We start from the raw sequence: 17,487 nt of genomic DNA, 5'->3' as shown, positions 1-17,487 counted from the left end.
GCATCGTGCAACACGACACAGACCATGACAGCGGCTCGGCGGCCACCCCGCTGAGCCTGACCGGAGCGCAACGCGGTGTCTGGTACGGCCAGCAGCTCGACCCCGCGAGCCCGGCCTACAACACAGCCGAGTTCGTGGAGATCCAGGGCCCGGTGGACCGGGTCCGGTTCGAGGAGGCGCTGCGCACCGCCGTCACGCAGGCCGAAGCCCTGCACGCGCGGTTCGGCGATGACAGCGGCGAACCGCGCCAGACGCTGGGCGAGACGGCCTGGCAGCTCCGGACGGTCGACGTGTCCGGCGAGAGCGATCCGTGGTCGGCCGCCGACCGCTGGATGCGCGAGGACCTCCGGCAGCCGTTCGACCTGACGTGCTCTCCGCTCTTCGGGCACGCGCTGATCACGCTGTCCGCCGAGCGGGTCCTGTGGTACCAGCGCGCCCACCACATCGTGCTGGACGGCTACGGCTTCTCCCTGCTGGCCCGCCGGGTGGCCGAGGTGTACGGCGCGCTGGTGAACGACCGCCGGCCCCCGGCGAACAGCTTCGGTTCGTTCGACGAGCTGCTGCGCAACGAGGAGGCCTACCGGGGCAGCGAGCAGTGCGAGCGCGATCGCGCCTACTGGCTCGACCAGTTCGCCGACCTGCCGCGGCCCGCCGTCCTGGCGGAGCTGTCGGCGCCGGTCTCGGCCGGGTTCCGCCGCGAGCGGGCCGGCCTCCCGGCGGGCGTCGCCGAGCAGGTGGCGCGCACCGCCGAGCTCACGGGCGCGGTGACGGCCGAGGTGATGATCGCCGCGGTGGCCGCCTACACCTACCGCCGCAGCGGATCCGCCGACGTGGTGCTGGGCGTACCGGTGATGAACCGCGGCTCGGCCGCCGCCCGGGTCCCCTCGATGATGGTCAACGTCACCCCGCTGCGCCTGCGACTTCGGCCGCAGCTGAGCTTCGCCGAGCTGGTCGCCGAGGTCTCCGGCGCCCTGCGCGGCACGCGGGCCCACCGGCGGTACCGCTACGAGGACATCCGGCGCGACCTGGGCCTGGTGGGCGACAACCGCCGGCTCTTCGGCCCGATGGTCAACATCAAGCCCTTCAGCGGGAAGCTGGACTTCGGCGGGCTGCGCGGGGTCGTGCACCAGCTGAGCGCCGGGCCCGTCGAGGATCTGACGGTCAACGTGGTGGACGATCCGTCGGTCGGCGGCCCGGTGGTGGAGATCGACACCAACCCCGCCACCTACTCGGCGGACGAGACGGCGGACCACCTGGCCCGGTTCCTGCGGCTGCTGGACGCGCTGACCGCGCGACCGGAGGCGGCGCTGGCCGAGGCCGGCCTGCTCGCCCCCGAGGAACTGCTCAAGCTGGCCGAGTGGAACGACACCGCGCGCGCACTGCCCGCCGCCACCCTCCCCGAGCTGGTCGAGGCCCAGGTGGCCCGGACCCCCGAGGCGACCGCCGTGCGCTTCGAGGGCGAGCAGCTGGACTTCGCCGAACTCAACCGCCGGGCCAACCAGTTGGCCAGGCTGCTGGCGGCGCGGGGCGCGGGCCCCGGCCGGATCGTCGCGGTGGCGCTGCCCCGCTCGATCGAGCTGGTGGTCGCGCTGCTGGCCGTCCTGAAGTCCGGCGCGGCCTACGCGCCGCTGGACCTGGACCACCCGGCCGGACGGCTGGCGGCGATCCTTGAGGACACCGATCCGGTCGCCGTGGTCACCGACACCGCGGCCGGCGCGGCGCTGCCCGACGGCGCGCCCGTGCTGCTGCTGGACGACGCCCGCACCGAGGCGCTGGACGAGGGCGACCTGTGCGGCAACCGTCCCGCACCCGAGGACACCGCCTACGTCATCCACACCTCCGGCTCCACCGGCCGCCCGAAGGGCGCGGCGCTCTCGCACCGCGCGATCTGCAACCGGCTGCTCTGGATGCAGGACACCTACGGCCTCGGCGCGGACGACCGGGTGCTGCAGAAGACGAGCAGCGGCTTCGACGTCTCGGTCTGGGAGTTCTTCTGGCCGCTGATCACCGGGGCGACCCTGGTGGCCGCCCGGCCCGGCGGGCACAAGGACCCGGCGTACCTGGCCGAGCTGATCCACCAGGAGGGCGTCACCACCGCCCACTTCGTGCCCGCCATGCTGAGCGCCTACCTTGCGGAGCCCGCCTGCGCCCGGCCGACCCGGCTGCGGCGGATCATCTGCAGCGGTGAGGCGCTGCCCGCGGACCTGGCCACCAGGGCCGCGCAGGTGCTGGGTGCGCCGGTGCACAACCTGTACGGCCCCACCGAGGCCGCCGTCGACGTCACCGCCTGGGTGCACGGCTCCGAGCCGACCGCCGGGGTGACGGTGCCGATCGGCCGTCCGGTCTGGAACACCCGTACCCACGTGCTGGACGCGTTCCTCCAGCCGGTCGTGCCCGGCGCGGTCGGCGAGCTCTACCTGGCCGGCGTCCAGCTCGCCACGGCATACCTGGGACGGCCCGCGCTGACCGCGCAGAGCTTCGTCGCCGACCCCTTCGGACCGGCCGGGAGCCGGATGTACCGCACCGGAGACCTGGTCCGGCAGCTGCCGCAGGGCGAGTTGGAGTACCTGGGCCGGACCGACCACCAGGTGAAGCTGCGCGGGCTGCGGATCGAACTGGGCGAGATCGAGTCCACCCTGACCACCCATGACGGCATCGACGCGGCGGTGGTGCTGCTGCGCACCGAGCACACCGAGCGGCTGGTCGCCTACGTGGTGCCCCGCGCCGGCGCCGAGGCCGACCCCGACGGCTGGCGCGCCCACCTGGCCCGCTCGCTGCCCGAGTACATGGTCCCCGCCGTCTTCACCGTGCTGGACGCCCTGCCGGTGACCGCCAACGGCAAGGTGGACCGCGCCGCCCTCCCCGCGCCACAGCTGCCCGGCGCCGCCGACGACGAGCAGCCGGCCACCGTGCAGGAGCGGATCCTGTGCGAGGTGTTCGCGCAGGTGCTCGGACTGCCCAGGGTCGGCCCCACCGACAGCTTCTTCGCCCTCGGCGGGCACTCGCTGAGCGCCGCCCGGGTGGCCGTGCGGGCCCGCACCGCCCTGGGTCTCGAGGTCTCGATCGGCGACCTGTTCCAGGAGCCGACCGCCGTCGGGCTGGCCGCCCGGCTGCACCGCGCGCTGCCCGCCCGGCCGCCGGTGCGCCCGCTGCCGCGCCCCGAGCTGCTGCCGCTCTCCTTCGCCCAGCAGAGCATGTGGTTCCTGAACCAGCTGGACACCTCGGCCGCCACCTACAACATCCCGCTGGTGGTGCGGCTGGAACACGAGGTCGACCACGACGCCCTGCGGGCGGCGCTGGCGGACGTCACCGACCGGCACGAGAGCCTGCGCACCCTGCTGCCGCAGGCCGGCGGCTCGCCGCGCCAGGAGGTCCGCGCGCCGGGCACCGTCCGTCCCGTGCTGCGGGTGGTGGACTGCCCGCAGCAGGAGGTCCAGGCGCACGTCGCCGACGCGCTGCGGCACCCGTTCGACCTGACGCAGGACCCGCCGCTCTGGGCGGGCCTCTACGGCACCGGGCCGGCGGAGCGGGTGCTCGTCATCGTCGTCCACCACAGCGCGGCCGACGGCTGGTCGCTGCGGCCGCTGGCGCAGGACCTCTCCACCGCGTACGCGGCCCGCCTGGAGGGCCGGGCGCCGCAGTGGCAGCCGCTCCCCGTCCAGTACGCCGACTACACCCTGTGGCAGCGCTCGCTGCTGGAGGACCGGTCGACCACCGCGAGTACGACGGTTCGCCAGCTGGCGTTCTGGCGGGCGGCGCTCACCGGTCTCCCCGAGGAGACCCCGCTTCCCGTCGACCGCTCCCGGCCGCAGCTGCCCACCCGCCGCGGCGCCGGCCTCGCGCTCGACCTCGACCCCGACCTGCACGGCGGGCTGCTGCGGCTGGCCGAGGAGAACGGCAGCAGCCTGTTCATGGTGCTGCACAGCGCCCTCGCCGCGCTGCTCACCCGCACCGGCGCGGGCACCGACATCGCCATCGGCACGCCGGTGGCCGGACGCTCCGACGAGGCCCTCGACGACCTGGTCGGACTGGTCGCCAACACCCTGGTGCTGCGCACCGACACCTCGGGCGACCCGGACTTCCGCGACCTGCTGGCCCGGGTGCGGGCCTTCGACCTGGCCGCCTTCGACCACCAGGAGCTGCCCTTCGACCTGCTCGTGGAGGAGCTCAACCCGGCCCGGCACCAGGCCCGGCACCCGCTGTTCCAGGTGATGCTGGCCCTCCAGAACAACTCCGAGGCGGTCCTCTCGCTGGGCGCCAACCAGGTTCCGCTGGAGCCCAGTTCGACCGGAACGGCCAAGTTCGACCTCTTCCTCAACGTACTCGAGCGGCGCACCGCCGACGGGGACCCGGCCGGCCTGGCCTGCCAGATCGAGTACAGCACGGACCTGTTCGACCCGGACACCGTGCGGCAGCTGGCCGACACCCTGCACGGGCTGCTGGCCGCCGTGGCCGACGACCCCGCGCTGCGGATCAGCGCGCTGCCCGCCCCCGACCGCTCGGCCGAGGGAGCGGCCGGGGCCGAGCGGGAGCAGGACGGCGGGTTCGACCCGGAACTGCTGGAACGCGAACTCCTCGCCCTGGGCGGCATCCGCGAGTGCGTGGCGCTGGCGCCCGCAGCGAACGGAGCCGGCCGACCGCGCGTCCTGGCCGTACCCACCCGGACCGGCGTGCTGGAGCAGGCGGCGAAGACCCTGCGGCGCCGCGCGACCGATCCCGCCCGCGCCCCGCGGGTGGCCGGTCTCTCGGATCTGCCCAGGCACCCGGACGGCACCCTGGACACCATCGCCCTGGAGCAACTCCCGCTGCTGGACGGCGAGTCGGCTGAGCAGTGGGAGCGCGCCCTGACCGCCCTGCCCGGCGTGCTGCGCGCGAGCGTGGCGCTGGAGGAGATACCCGAGGAACTGGGCCGGCTCTCCGTCGGTCCGGTGTCCGCACGGCGCCCGGCCGCGGCGCAGGCCGAGGCCGCCGGGCCCGCGGCGGCGCCCGTCCCCGCGCTCAGTGAGGGGCCGGCGCTGCCCGAACCGGACCTGCACACCTGGAGCCAGGCGCTGAGCCGGGCCGCCGAGGGCGGCGAGCACGCCGAGGTCGTCCACGTGCGCCCCGACGGCACCGAGACCCGGCGCTCCTATGCCTCGCTGCTGGCGGAGGCCTCCCATGTGCTGGGCGGACTGCGCAAGTTGGGCCTGCGGCCCGGCGACCAGGTGATCCTGCAGTGCGAGGACACCGAGGACTTCCTGGCCGCGCTCTGGGGCTGCGTGCTGGGCGGCTTCGTGACCGTGCCGCTGACCGTCCCCGTCTCCTACCAGGTGGCCTCCGCTCCGGTGACCAAACTGGAGGGCGTCCGGGAGATGCTGCACCGGCCGTGGATCGTCACGTCCGCCGCCGGTGAGGCGGGTCTGCGCGAGCTGGCCGGGCGACGGAACTGGTCCCAGCTGCGGCTCGCCACCATCGACGCGCTGCGCGAGAGCCCGGCCGACCCCGACTGGCACCCGGCGCAGCCCGACGACGCGCTGCTGATGCTGCTGACCTCCGGCAGCACCGGCCTGCCGAAGGCGGTCCGGCTCAGCCACCGCAACGTGCTCACCCGCTCGGCGGCCACCGCCGCGATGAACTCCTTGACCGAGCAAGACGTTTCACTCAACTGGATCCCGCTCGACCACGTCACCGGCGTGGTGATGTTCCACCTGCGGGACGTCTTCCTCGGCTGCCGGCAGGTCCACGCGCCCACCTCCTGGATCCTGCAGGACCCGCTGCGCTGGATGGACCTGGCCGACCGGCACCGGGTCAGCGTCACCTGGGCGCCGAACTTCGCCTTCGGCCTGGTCGCCGAGCAGGCCGAGCGGATGGCCGACCGCCACTGGGACCTGACGCCGATGCGCCTGGTGACCAACGCGGGCGAAGTGGTCGTGGCGGCCACCTCGCGGAAGTTCCTCAAGGTGCTCAAGCCGTTCGGGCTGCCGCAGAACGTCATGCACCCGGGCTGGGGCATGTCCGAGACCTCCTCGGTCGTGACGGACACCGAGTTGTCCGCCGAACCCAGCGGCGCGGACGAGACGTTCGTCAGCTGCGGGCGCCCCTACCCGGGGTTCGCCATGCGGATCCTGGACGACCGGGACCTGGTGGTGGCTGAGGGAACCGTCGGCCGACTCCAGGTGCGCGGCAGCTCGGTGACCTCCGGGTACCACGACAACCCGCGGGTGAACGCGGAGTCCTTCACCGTCGACGGCTGGTTCGAGACCGGGGATCTGGCGTTCCTGCGGGCCGGCGAGCTGTACATCACCGGCCGCGCCAAGGACGTCATCATCGTCAACGGCGTCAACCACCACAGCCACGAGATCGAGTCGTGCGTCGAGGAACTCCCCTTCGTGGTACGGAGTTTCACTGCGGCCTGTGCTGTGCGCAGCGACCCCACCGCCAGTACCGACGAACTCGCGCTCTTCTTCCACCTCGAACCCGGCCAGGACCTCGCGCAGGCACTGCGGGCGATCCGGGGCAAGGTCACCCGGGAGATCGGCGTCAGCCCCGCCCACCTGGTGGCGGTCGAGGCGGCGACGATCCCCAAGACCGAGATCGGCAAGATCCAGCGGACCCAGCTGCGCAAGCGTTTCGAGGCCGGGGAGTTCGACGAGGCCGCCCGCGCCTGCGAGCTGCTGCTCGACAGCGCGGCCTCCGTCCCCGACTGGTTCCTGCGCCCGGTGTGGCAGCGTGCCCAGCCGGTCCGCCCCTCGACCTGGACCGCGCGCCACACCCTGGTACTGGCCGGACGCCACGCGGCGGCCGCCGAGGTGGCCGAGGCACTCGCCGCGCAGCTGCGGCACCTGGGCAGCCGGTGCACGATCGTCACCGCGGCGGACGCCTTCGAGCGCCTCGACGCGGCCCGCTACCGGCTGCGCGTCGACGCCGTCGAGGACCACCACCTGCTGCTCGCCGGCCTGGCCGACGACGGCCGCCCGGTGGACGCCGTCCTGCACCTGGGTGCCCTCGGCGCCGCGCAGCGCGAACCCGACTCCGTCGAGGCCCTGCTGGCCGCCCAGCGGGACAGCGCCGACAGCCTGCTCTGCCTGGCCCAGGCCCTGACGGCGGCGCACTCGCCCGACCACCGGGTCAGCCTGCACCTGGTGACCGGCGACAGCCGGACCGTACGGCCCGAGGACGGCCCGGGCTACGCCCACGCCGCCGCGGGCGGGCTGCTCAAGAGCCTGCCCGAGGAACTGCCGTGGCTGAGCACCTGCCTGCTGGACGTGTCGGAGACGGACCCGGAGCGATTCGCCCGGCTGCTGCTGGCCGAGGCCGCGGCGCCGGTGACCGACCCCGAGGTGGCCTACCGCGGTGGGCAGCGCTGGGTGCGCCGGCTCGCGCAGCTGCCCGTCCCGCTGCCGCGCACCGATCCCGCCGCGCCCGACGGGTTCCAGCTGATCAGCGGCGGCCTCGGCGGCGTGGCCACGGCCCTGGCCCAACACCTGCTCAGGACGCCGGGCACCCGGCTGCTGCTGCTCGGACGCACCGAGTTGCCCGAGCAGCACACCTGGGCCGAGCACCTCGCCCGGGGCGGCGAGCTCGCCCGCCGGATCGAGGCCTACCGAAGCCTGTGCGAGCAGGGCGAGGTGCGCTACGAAGCCGCCGACATCACCGACCCCGCCCAGGTGCGGGCGGCCGTGGACAAGGCCGCGTCGCACTGGTCCGCGCCGCTGGCCGGTGTGCTGCACCTGGCCGGCACGTTCGACCAGCGACCTGCCGCCGGGTACGAACTGGCGCAGTGGCGTGCCGAGTTGGCCGCGAAGGTCACCGGCGGCTGGGTCCTGCACCGCTTGGCGGTGGAGCACTCGGCGGTGTCCTTCCTCTCCTTCTCCTCGGTCAACGGGTTCTTCGGCGGCTCGCTGAGCGGCGGCTACAGCGCCGCCAACGCGTTCCTCGACGCCCTGGCCGCGCACCAGCGCCGGCACTGCGGACTGGACGCCCGCAGCCTGGCCTGGAGCATGTGGGACGAGGTCGGCATGAGCCGGGGCTTCACGCTCAAGGCCCTGACCGAGGCACGCGGCTACCAGGTCCTGGAGACGGCCGCGGCACTGCGCTCGTTCGAGCTGGCGCGCCGGGTGGCCGAACCGCACCTGCTGATCGGCGTCCATCGCGGCGCCCCCTGGGTGCGCGGCCACCTGCTGGCACCGGCACAGCCGGTGCACCGGCTGGCGGGCCAGGTGGTGCTGCGGGACGGCGCCGACCTCGGCGCTCTCCACCGGGCGGCCGACGACGCCGCCCGGGGCCTGGGCGCGGACGACCGGTGGGTGCTGCGCGCGGCCGGCTCGCCGTCGCCGCAAACCGGACTCGACGACGCGGCAGCGGCCCGCAGCAGCGCGGAGGCGACCAACCGCCGGGCGCTGGAGCAGACGCTGTCCGCGATCTGGGGCCGGGCCCTCGGCCGGGACCGGATCGGCGTCGAGGAGAACTTCTTCGACCTCGGCGGCAACTCGCTGCTGCTGGTCGGTGTGCAGACCACGGTCAACCAGGAACTGGGCTGCGACCTGAGCGTCGTGGACCTGTTCAGCCACCCGACCGTCGAGGCACTGGCCCGCCACCTCGACGAGAGCGGAACCACGCCGGCCGACGCCGGCGCCGACACCCCGACCCCCACCCGACCCGCGCCCGGCGCGGCCCTGGACCGCGCCCGGCAGCAGGCCGAGCGCCGCCAGGCGGCCCGCACCCGGACCAACCGACCGAACAGGAGGACCGAGAACGATGGCTGACAACGACAGCACCGACAACGACATCGCCGTCATCGGCATGGCGGCACGCTTTCCCGGCGCCGACACCGTGGAGGAGTTCTGGGCGAACCTCGCCGCCGGCCGGGAGTCGATCCGCCCGATCACCGACGAGGAGTTCCTGGCGGCCGGCGGAGACCCGGCCGACCTGACGGATCCCCAGCTGGTCAGGATGGCCTCCGTCATCGAGGGGATCGACCGCTTCGACTCCGCGTTCTTCGGCTACAGTCCGGCCGAGGCCGAGGTCATCGACCCGCAGCAGCGCCTGCTGCTGGAGTGCGCCTACCACGCCCTGGAGGAGTCCGGCTACGCGGCCGACCTGGCCGAGCAGAGTGTCGGCGTCTACGCGGGCGCCGGGGACAGCCGCTACTACCCGGCGCACGTCTACCCCCGGTTCGCCGGCAGGTCGGCCTCGGTCGAGCTGGTCCACGCCGCCACCGCCAACTCGCTGGGCACGCTGGCCACCCGGATCTCCTACGAACTGGGGCTGACCGGCCCGAGCCTGTCCCTGCAGACCGCGTGCTCGACCGCCCTCGTCGCGATCCACACCGCCTGCCAGGACCTGCTGAACTACGCCTGCGACCTCGCGCTGGCCGGCGCGGCCTCGCTGAACCCCTCGGCGATGCTCGGCTACCGCCACATCCCGGACGGTCCGTTCTCCCCGGACGGCCGCTGCCGGGCCTTCGACGCCGACGCGGGCGGCACCTCCTCCGGCGACGGCGTGGGCGTCGTGGTCCTCAAGCGGCTGGCCGACGCGCTGGCCGACGGCGACCGGATCCGAGCCGTGATCAAGGGCTCGGCCATCAACAACGACGGCCGCCGCAAGGTGGGCTTCAGCGCGCCCAGCCGCGACGGCCAGCTGGACGCGATCCTCCAGGCCCAGGCCGCGGCCGGCGTCGACGCGGACTCCATCACGTACGTGGAGGCGCACGGCACCGCCACCCGGATCGGCGACCCGATCGAGGTCGCCGCGCTGACCGCGGCGTTCCGGGAGAGCACCGACCGCCGCCAGTACTGCGCGCTCGGGTCGGTCAAGACCAACATCGGCCACCTGGGCGCCGCCGCCGGGATGGCCGGCTTCATCAAGACCGTGCTGGCGCTGGAGCACGGCCAGATCCCGCCGACGCTGCACCAGCGCGCACCCAACCCGCTGATCGACTTCGCGGCGAGCCCCTTCCGGGTGCCGGCCGCGCTGGAGGAGTGGGAGTCCGCGGGAGGACCGCGCCGGGCGGCCGTCAGCGCCTTCGGGATCGGCGGCACCAACGCGCACGTCGTCCTCCAGCAGGCGCCCGCGGACCCTCGTCAGGACCCGCCCGCTCGCGAGGACGTCCCGCGGTGGCACGCGCTGGCGCTCTCCGCCCGTACCCCGGGTGCCCTGCGCGGGCAGGGGGAGCGCCTCTCGCGCCACCTCGACAACCCGGGTTTCGAGCTGGCCGACGTCGCCCACACCCTGCGCACCCACCGCCCCGCGATGGCGCACCGCGCCGTCGTGGTCGCGGCGAGCAGCGCCGACGCCGCCGAACTGCTGCGCCACCCGCTGCCCGCGAGCCCCGCGGTGCGCACCGGACGGGCACCCGCCGTCGCCTTCCTGCTGCCCGGCGGCGGCACCCAGTACATCGGTATGGGTGCGCAGTTGTACCGCGACCAGCCGCTCTACCGCGCCACCGTCGACCGCTGCGCCGCGATCCTGCGCCCGGTGCTCGGCCGCGACCTGCGCACCGCGCTGTACGAGCACGTCGAACCGGGCAGCGTGGACGCCTTCCTGGCCCTGGTCGTCACCGAGTACGCCCTGGCCACCGTGCTGATCGAGCGCGGGGTCCGGCCCGACGCCCTGATCGGCCACTCGCTCGGCGAGTACACCGCGGCCACGCTGGCCGGGGTGATGTCGCTGGAGGAGATGCTGCCGCTGATCGCCGAGCGGATCCGGCTGATCGCCTCCGCCGGCGGAGCCACCGTCAGCGTGGCGCTGGGCGAGGCGGACCTGCGCGAATTCCTCACCGAGGACCTCTCGCTGGCCGCCGTCAACGGCCCGAACGCCTGCACCGCCGCCGGCCCGGCGGGCGCCGTGGCCGAGCTGGAGCGGCGCCTGGCCGCCGCGCAGGTCCCGCACCGCCGGCTGCGGATGCCCGCCGCGGCGCACTCCCGGATGCTCGACCCGATCCTCCCCGAGTTCGCCGAGGCGCTGCGCGGCGTCACACTGCGCCCGCCCCGGATCCCGTACGTCACCAACGTCACCGGCAGCTGGATCACCGACGAGCAGGCGGTCAGCCCCGCGCACTGGCTCGACCACACCCGGCACACCGTGCGGTTCGCCGACGGCGTGGCGAGCCTGTGGGAGCGCGGCGAACCGCTGCTCGTGGAGGTGGGCCCGGGGGACGGCCTGAGCAAGCTCGCGCTCAGCGGGCTGGTCGGCCACACGCCGACCGCGGTGGCGACCATGCGCCACGCCAAGGCCGAGCGCCCGGACGGCCAGGTGCTCACCGAAGCGCTCGGCCGGCTCTGGGCGCACGGGCTGCCCGTCGATCTCGCCCCGCTGGACGGTGCCCGGCCAGAGCGCCGCCGGGTCCAGCTGCCCGGATACGCGTTCGACCGCCGCCGGCACTGGATCCCGGCACCGGCCGCGGCACCGCTGCTCGCCGCCGAACCCGACGACGCCGCGGAGCCGACCGGCGGCGGTCGCACCCCCCGCGGCCTGCTGGCGACCGCCTACGTCGCCCCGCGCACCGACCGTGAACGCACCATGGCCGAGCACTGGGAGGAGGCGCTGGGGATCGACCGGATCGGGATCCACGACAACTTCTTCGACCTCGGCGGCGATTCGATGCGTGCCGTGCTGCTCACCGGCCGGTTGCGCAGCGCCTCGGTCCTGGACGTCCCGGTCGCCGCCCTGCTGGCCTCCCCCACCATCGCCGGCCTTCTGGAGCAGGACGGCACACAGGCCGCCAACGCCTTCGCGCCGCTGCTCGCGCTGCGCCCCGACGGCGACCAGCGCCCGCTGTTCTGCGTGCACCCCGGCGGCGGGATGGCCTGGCGCTACGCCGGGCTGCTCCCGCGGCTCGGCGCAGGCCAGCCGGTCTACGGCTTCCAGTCCCGGGGCCTGGACGGCGTCGGCCAACTGGCCGCCGACGCAGGGGAGATGGTCGAGGACTACCTCGCGCTCCTGCGCAGCGTGCAGCCCCAGGGCCCCTACCGGATCCTGGGCTGGTCGTTCGGCGGCATCGTGGCCCATGCGATGGCCACCGCCCTGCAACGCCAGGGCGAGCAGATCGAACTGCTGGCGCTGCTGGACGCGCCGCTGATCGACCCGTCGGCCGAACAGCGCGTCCCCACCCAGGAGGAGACCGAACGCCAGGTAGCGGCGCTGCTGCTCGGGGACGCCGGCCTCACCCTGCCGGACGACGGCGAGCCGCTGGACGTCGCCCGGGCGCTCCAGCTGCTCAGCCGGGCCGGCGGCGCGGCCGACGGACCGGCGACCGTGACGGCGCAGGAGGTGAGCGCGATCGCCCGCGTGATGCGCAACAACCTGCGCCTGGTCCCCGGGTTCCCGCGCGAGGTGTTCCGCGGCGACGTGCTGTTCTTCAGCGCCACCGGCGACCCGGCCGCCGCTCACCCCGCCCACCAGGCCGACCCGGCACTCGCGCCGGCGAAGGCCGACGGCTGGCGCCGCTACGTCGAGGGCACCGTCGAGGACCACGCCGTGCCCTGCGGCCACTACGACATGACCCGGCCCGAGCCGATCGCCCGGATCGGCTCGGTCCTGGCAACCGCCCTGGCCGCACCCACCCGCTGACCACATCTCCACCCCGACCTTAAGGAGCCCGCAATGACCAAGGACCTCTACGAACTCGGCGACGCCCCGCCGCTGGGCCAGGCCCCGAAGCGGATGTACGCCTCGCTGATCCGCCCCGAGCGCTACGGCGCTCCGGTCGACGCCTTCCGCACCGAGGTCGTCGACGTGCCCGCCATCGGCCGCGGCCAGGTGCTCGTCAAGGTGATGGCCGCCGGCGTCAACTACAACAACGTCTGGGCCGCGCTGGGCGAACCGCTCGACGTGATCGCCAGCCGGCAGAAGCGCGGCGAGCCGCAGGACTTCCACATCGGCGGTTCGGACGCCTCGGGCATCGTGTGGGCGGTCGGCGAGGGCGTGCGTGTGCTGAAGCCGGGCGACGAGGTGGTGGTGCTCGCCAACCAGTGGGACGAGACCGCCGAGGACATCCGGCTGGGCGCCGACCCGTCGACCTCGCACTCCCAGCGCATCTGGGGCTACGAGGAGAACTACGGCTCCTTCGCGCAGTTCACCGTCGTCGACGAGTACCAGTGCCACCCCAAGCCGCAGCGGCTGTCCTGGGCCGAGGCCGCCTGCTACCTGGCGACCGCCGCCACCGCCTACCGCCAGCTCTTCGGCTGGGCGCCGCACACCGTGCGCCCGGGCGACCCGGTGCTGGTGTGGGGCGGGGCCGGCGGGCTCGGCGCCATGGCCATCCAGCTGGTGCGCTGGGCCGGAGGCATCCCGGTGGCCGTGGTCTCCAGCGACGAGCGCGGCAAGCACTGCATGGACCTCGGCGCCAAGGGCTACCTGAACCGCCGGGACTTCGACCACTGGGGCCGGCTGCCGGACACCTCGGACGACGAGGCGATGGCCGCCTGGCTGTCGGGGGCCCGCGCGTTCGGCCGGGCCTTCTGGGACGTCCTCGGCGAGCGCCGCGCGCCGCGGATCGTCCTGGAGCACTCGGGCCAGGACACCGTACCCACCTCGATGTACCTGTGCGACAACGCCGGCATGGTGGTGCTCTGCGGCGGGACCACCGGCTACAACGGCGACGTGGACCTGCGCTTCCTGTGGATGCGCCAGAAGCGCCTCCAGGGCTCGCACTGCTCCAACGCCCAGGAGGCCCGCGCGGTCACCCAGTTGGTCGACCAGGGTCTGCTGGACCCGTGCCTCTCGCTGACCTTCGACTTCGAACAGGTCGGCGCGGCACACCAGTTGCTGCACGACAACCAGCACCCCACCGGCAACATGGCCGTCCTCGTCAACGCGGGGCGATGACCATGGCCGAGCACAGCGGTATCGCCCTGGTCACCGGCGCGTCCCGGGGCATCGGCGCGGCCGTGGCCCGCGCGCTGGCCGAACAGGGCGCCAGGGTGGCCGCGGTGGACGTCCGAGCCGAGGAACTGGACGCCCTGGCAGTGGAGTTCGGCCACACCGGACTGAGCACCCACGCGGTGGACGTCACCGACGCCGAGGCGGTCGAGGCCCTGGTCGACCGCGTCGAACGCGAACTGGGCCCGGTGGACACCCTGGTGAACGTGGCCGGAGTGCTCCGGTCCGCGCCGGTCGTCGACCTCACGGACGAGGACTGGGCGGCCACCTTCGCCGTCAACGCCAACGGCGTCTTCCACACCTCCCGCGCCGCCGCCCGCCGGATGTCCGAACGCCGGCGCGGCTGCATCGTCACCGTCGGCTCCAACGCCGCGGGCGTGCCCCGCACCCGGATGGCCGCCTACGCGGCGTCCAAGGCCGCGGCCACCATGTTCACCAAGTGCCTCGGACTGGAACTCGCCGAGTTCGGCATCCGCTGCAACGTCGTCTCGCCTGGCTCCACCGACACGGCCATGCAGCGGGAGCTGTGGACCGACACCCAGGGGCCGCAGCAGATCATCGACGGCAACCCGGCCGCCTTCCGGGTCGGCATCCCGCTCGGGCGGCTCGCCGACCCGGCCGACATCGCCGACGCCGTGCTCTTCCTCGCCTCCGACCGGGCCCGGCACATCACCATGCACGACCTCTACGTGGACGGTGGCGCCACGCTGCGCGCCTGACCCCGTACCGCCCTCTCCTCCCGCTATCACCGGCGCACCTCCGCGCCGAGAACGGAGCACCCCGTGACCGCAGTCCACGAGCTCCCCGAGACCGCTCCGGCGGCCGTCGCCCGCGGCGGCGACCTCCTCCACGACTACCGACCCTCGCAGGAGTTCTTCTTCGCCTCGCCGCACCGCACGCTGCTCACCTCGGGCGTCCGCGCGACGGTGCCCGACGGGCCCGAGCCGGTGTACCGGCGGGTGGCCGCCGCCCTGGCCGCAGCCGACCGGTCCGACCACGATCCGGTCCCCATGGTGGTCGGCGCGATCCCCTTCGACCACGACGGGCCCGCCCACCTGGTCCTCCCCGACCGGGTGCGCTGGGCCGGCCCACTGAGCGAGGAGACGCCGGCGGACGCCCCCGCGCCGTCCGCCGGCCACGACTGGCAGGTCCGGCCGGTGCCCGCACCCGAGGTGTACGAGCAGAGCGTCGCCGAAGCCGTCGCCTTGATCCGGACCTACGAGCTCAGCAAGGTGGTCCTCGCCCGCGCCCTCGACCTCCGGTCGCCCGAACCGATAGCGGTGGCGCCGATGCTGCGCCGCCTCGCCCGGCGCGACCCGGGCGGCTACACCTTCGCGGTCGGCCTGCCCGAGCGGCGGACCCTGATCGGGGCCAGCCCCGAACTGCTGCTCTCCCGCCGCGGCTCGCGGGTGGTCGCCAACCCGCTGGCCGGCTCCCTCCCCCGGGCCGAGGACCCGGCCGAGGACGAGCAGCGCGCCCGCGCGCTGCTCGCCTCCGCCAAGGACCAGCACGAGCACGCCGTCGTCGTCGACGCCATCCACAAGGCGCTGGCGCCCTACTGCACGACGCTGGACGTCCCCGCGCGGCCCGTGCTGATCCGCACCGCCGCCATGTGGCACCTGTCCACCACGCTCGTCGGCGAGCTCGCCGACCCGGACACCACCGCGCTGGAACTGGCCTGCGCCCTGCACCCCACACCGGCGGTCTGCGGCGAGCCCACCAGCCGGGCGCGCCAGGTCATCGGCGACCTGGAGCCGTTCGACCGCGGCCTGTACACCGGCATGGTCGGCTGGAGCGACGCGCACGGCGACGGCGAATGGGTCGTCACGATCCGCTGCGCCGAGGTCGCCGAGCACACCATGCGGCTCTTCGCCGGGGCCGGGATCGTCGGCGACTCCTCACCGGCGGCCGAACTCGCCGAGACCTCGGCCAAGTTCCGCACCCTGCTGCACGCGGCGGGAGTCGACCGATGAGCCCGGCCTTCTCGGCGGACCAGGACGCGCCCAGCTGGCCGGCGGAGTTCGCCGAGCGCTACCGGGCCGCGGGCTGGTGGCGCGGCGAGACCTTCGGCCAGATGCTGCGCGCTCGCGCCGCCGCCCACCCCGACCGGACGGCGATCGTCGACCCGGCCGGGGAGGGCAGGCGCTGGACGTACCGGGAGTTGGACGAGCGCGCCGACCGCCTCGCCGCCGGGCTGCTCGCGCTGGGCATCGGCAAGGGCGACCGGGTCGTCCTCCAACTCCCCAACGTGGCCGAGTTCTTCGAGGTGGTCTTCGCGCTCTTCCGGATCGGCGCGCTGCCGGTCTTCGCCCTACCGGCCCACCGTGACACGGAGATCCGGCACTTCTGCGCCTTCACCGAGGCCGTCGCCTACATCGTCCCGGACGTCGAGGCGGGCTTCGACCACCGCGAACTGGCCGCCCGGATCAAGGCGGAGGTGCCGACCCTGCGGCACGTCCTGGTGGTCGGCGAACCCGGCGAGCACACGGCGCTGCGCGACGTCCCGCGCGAGCCCGTCGCCGTCGAGGACGGCCCGCTCCCCGGGGACCTGGCCTTCCTCCAGCTCTCCGGCGGCAGCACCGGCGTCCCCAAGCTCATCCCCCGCACCCACGACGACTACCTCTACTCGCTGCGGGCGTCCAACGAGATCTGCCGGGTGGACGAGCACAGCGTCTACCTCTGCGCGCTGCCCGCCGCCCACAACTTCACGCTCAGCTCGCCCGGTTCGCTCGGCGCGCTGCACGCCGGCGGCCGGGTCGTGCTGGCCCCGCGCCCCAGCCCCGACGTCGCCTTCCCGCTGATCGAGCGCGAGGGTGTCACGCTCACCGCGCTGGTCCCGCCGCTGGCACTGGTGTGGATCGAGGCCGCCGCCGAACGCCCGGACGACCTCGGCAGCCTGGACGCACTGCTGGTCGGCGGGGCCAAGCTCAGCGAGGAGGTGGCGCGGCGGGTGGGTCCGGCTCTGGGCTGCACGCTGCAACAGGTCTTCGGCATGGCGGAGGGCCTGGTGAACTACACCCGGTTCGACGACCCCGAGGACACCGTCCTCACCACCCAGGGCCGCCCGATCTCCCCCGACGACGAGATCCGCGTGGTCGACGGCGAGGACGGGGATCTGCCCCGCGGTGCGACCGGACACCTGCTCACCCGCGGCCCGTACACCATCCGCGGCTACTGGCGGGCACCCGAGCACAACAGGACGGCGTTCACCGCGGACGGCTTCTACCGCACCGGCGACATCGTCCGGCAGACCGCGACCGGGCACCTGGTGGTGGAGGGCCGGGCGAAGGACCAGATCAACCGGGGCGGCGAGAAGATCGCCGCCGAGGAGATCGAGAACCACATCCTCGCCCATCCCGCCGTCCACGACGTCGCGGTGGTCTCGATGCCGGACGACTACCTGGGTGAGCGGTCCTGCGCGTACGTCGTGCTGCGGGAGGGGGCCGGGCCGCTGCGCGGTGCGGACGTCAAGCAGTTCGTGCGCCGGCGCGGGCTCGCCGGCTACAAGGTCCCCGACCGGGTCGAGTTCGTCCAGGAGTTCCCGCAGACCGCCATCGGCAAGGTCAGCAAGAAGGACCTCCGCGCCCGCCTCCAACTCCCCCTCTCCTTCCCCCTCTCCTGAAAGGC

At 74.2% G+C, this 17,487-nt stretch carries 6 protein-coding genes; all 6 read left to right on the top strand.

The features are described 5' to 3' along the window. Positions 1–5 precede the first annotated feature (5 nt). The gene (locus P3T37_RS00775) at positions 6–8,744 is read left to right on the top strand and encodes a non-ribosomal peptide synthetase (RefSeq protein WP_280721380.1); all 8,739 of its coding nucleotides are present in this window, start codon (positions 6–8) and stop codon (positions 8,742–8,744) included. Continuing rightward, positions 8,737–12,549 carry a beta-ketoacyl synthase N-terminal-like domain-containing protein gene (locus tag P3T37_RS00770; protein WP_280721379.1) on the top strand — a complete coding sequence of 1,271 codons (3,813 nt, stop codon included), beginning with the start codon at positions 8,737–8,739 and terminating at the stop codon, positions 12,547–12,549. The genes P3T37_RS00775 and P3T37_RS00770 overlap by 8 nt, the downstream gene beginning before the upstream one ends. Positions 12,550–12,582: 33 nt before the next feature. Next, positions 12,583–13,806 (top strand): crotonyl-CoA carboxylase/reductase, encoded by a 1,224-nt coding sequence (gene ccrA / locus P3T37_RS00765; RefSeq protein WP_280721378.1) that lies wholly within the window; start codon positions 12,583–12,585, stop codon positions 13,804–13,806. After that, positions 13,803–14,579, top strand: a complete 777-nt coding sequence (locus tag P3T37_RS00760) for a 2,3-dihydro-2,3-dihydroxybenzoate dehydrogenase (RefSeq protein WP_280721377.1) — start codon at positions 13,803–13,805, stop codon at positions 14,577–14,579. Before ccrA ends, P3T37_RS00760 begins: the two co-directional genes overlap by 4 nt. Before the next feature lie 63 nt (positions 14,580–14,642). Beyond that, entirely contained in the window at positions 14,643–15,833 is a 1,191-nt protein-coding gene (gene dhbC, locus P3T37_RS00755; protein WP_280721376.1) for an isochorismate synthase DhbC, read from the top strand. Then, a complete protein-coding gene (locus P3T37_RS00750) occupies positions 15,830–17,482 on the top strand; it encodes a (2,3-dihydroxybenzoyl)adenylate synthase (protein WP_280721375.1) in 1,653 nt (550 codons plus the stop codon). The genes dhbC and P3T37_RS00750 overlap by 4 nt, the downstream gene beginning before the upstream one ends. The last annotated feature ends 5 nt before the right edge of the window (positions 17,483–17,487 follow it).

It is taken from the genome of Kitasatospora sp. MAA4 (assembly GCF_029893355.1).
Taxonomy (GTDB): Bacteria; Actinomycetota; Actinomycetes; order Streptomycetales; family Streptomycetaceae; genus Kitasatospora.
This window is presented reverse-complemented; position numbering and strand designations above follow the sequence as displayed.

Coding starts and splice junctions, on each gene's coding strand:
- ccrA (WP_280721378.1), top strand. CDS start 12,583: ATGACCAAGGACCTCTACGAACTCGGCGACGCCCCGCCGCTGGGCCAG.
- P3T37_RS00750 (WP_280721375.1), top strand. CDS start 15,830: ATGAGCCCGGCCTTCTCGGCGGACCAGGACGCGCCCAGCTGGCCGGCG.
- P3T37_RS00760 (WP_280721377.1), top strand. CDS start 13,803: ATGACCATGGCCGAGCACAGCGGTATCGCCCTGGTCACCGGCGCGTCC.
- P3T37_RS00770 (WP_280721379.1), top strand. CDS start 8,737: ATGGCTGACAACGACAGCACCGACAACGACATCGCCGTCATCGGCATG.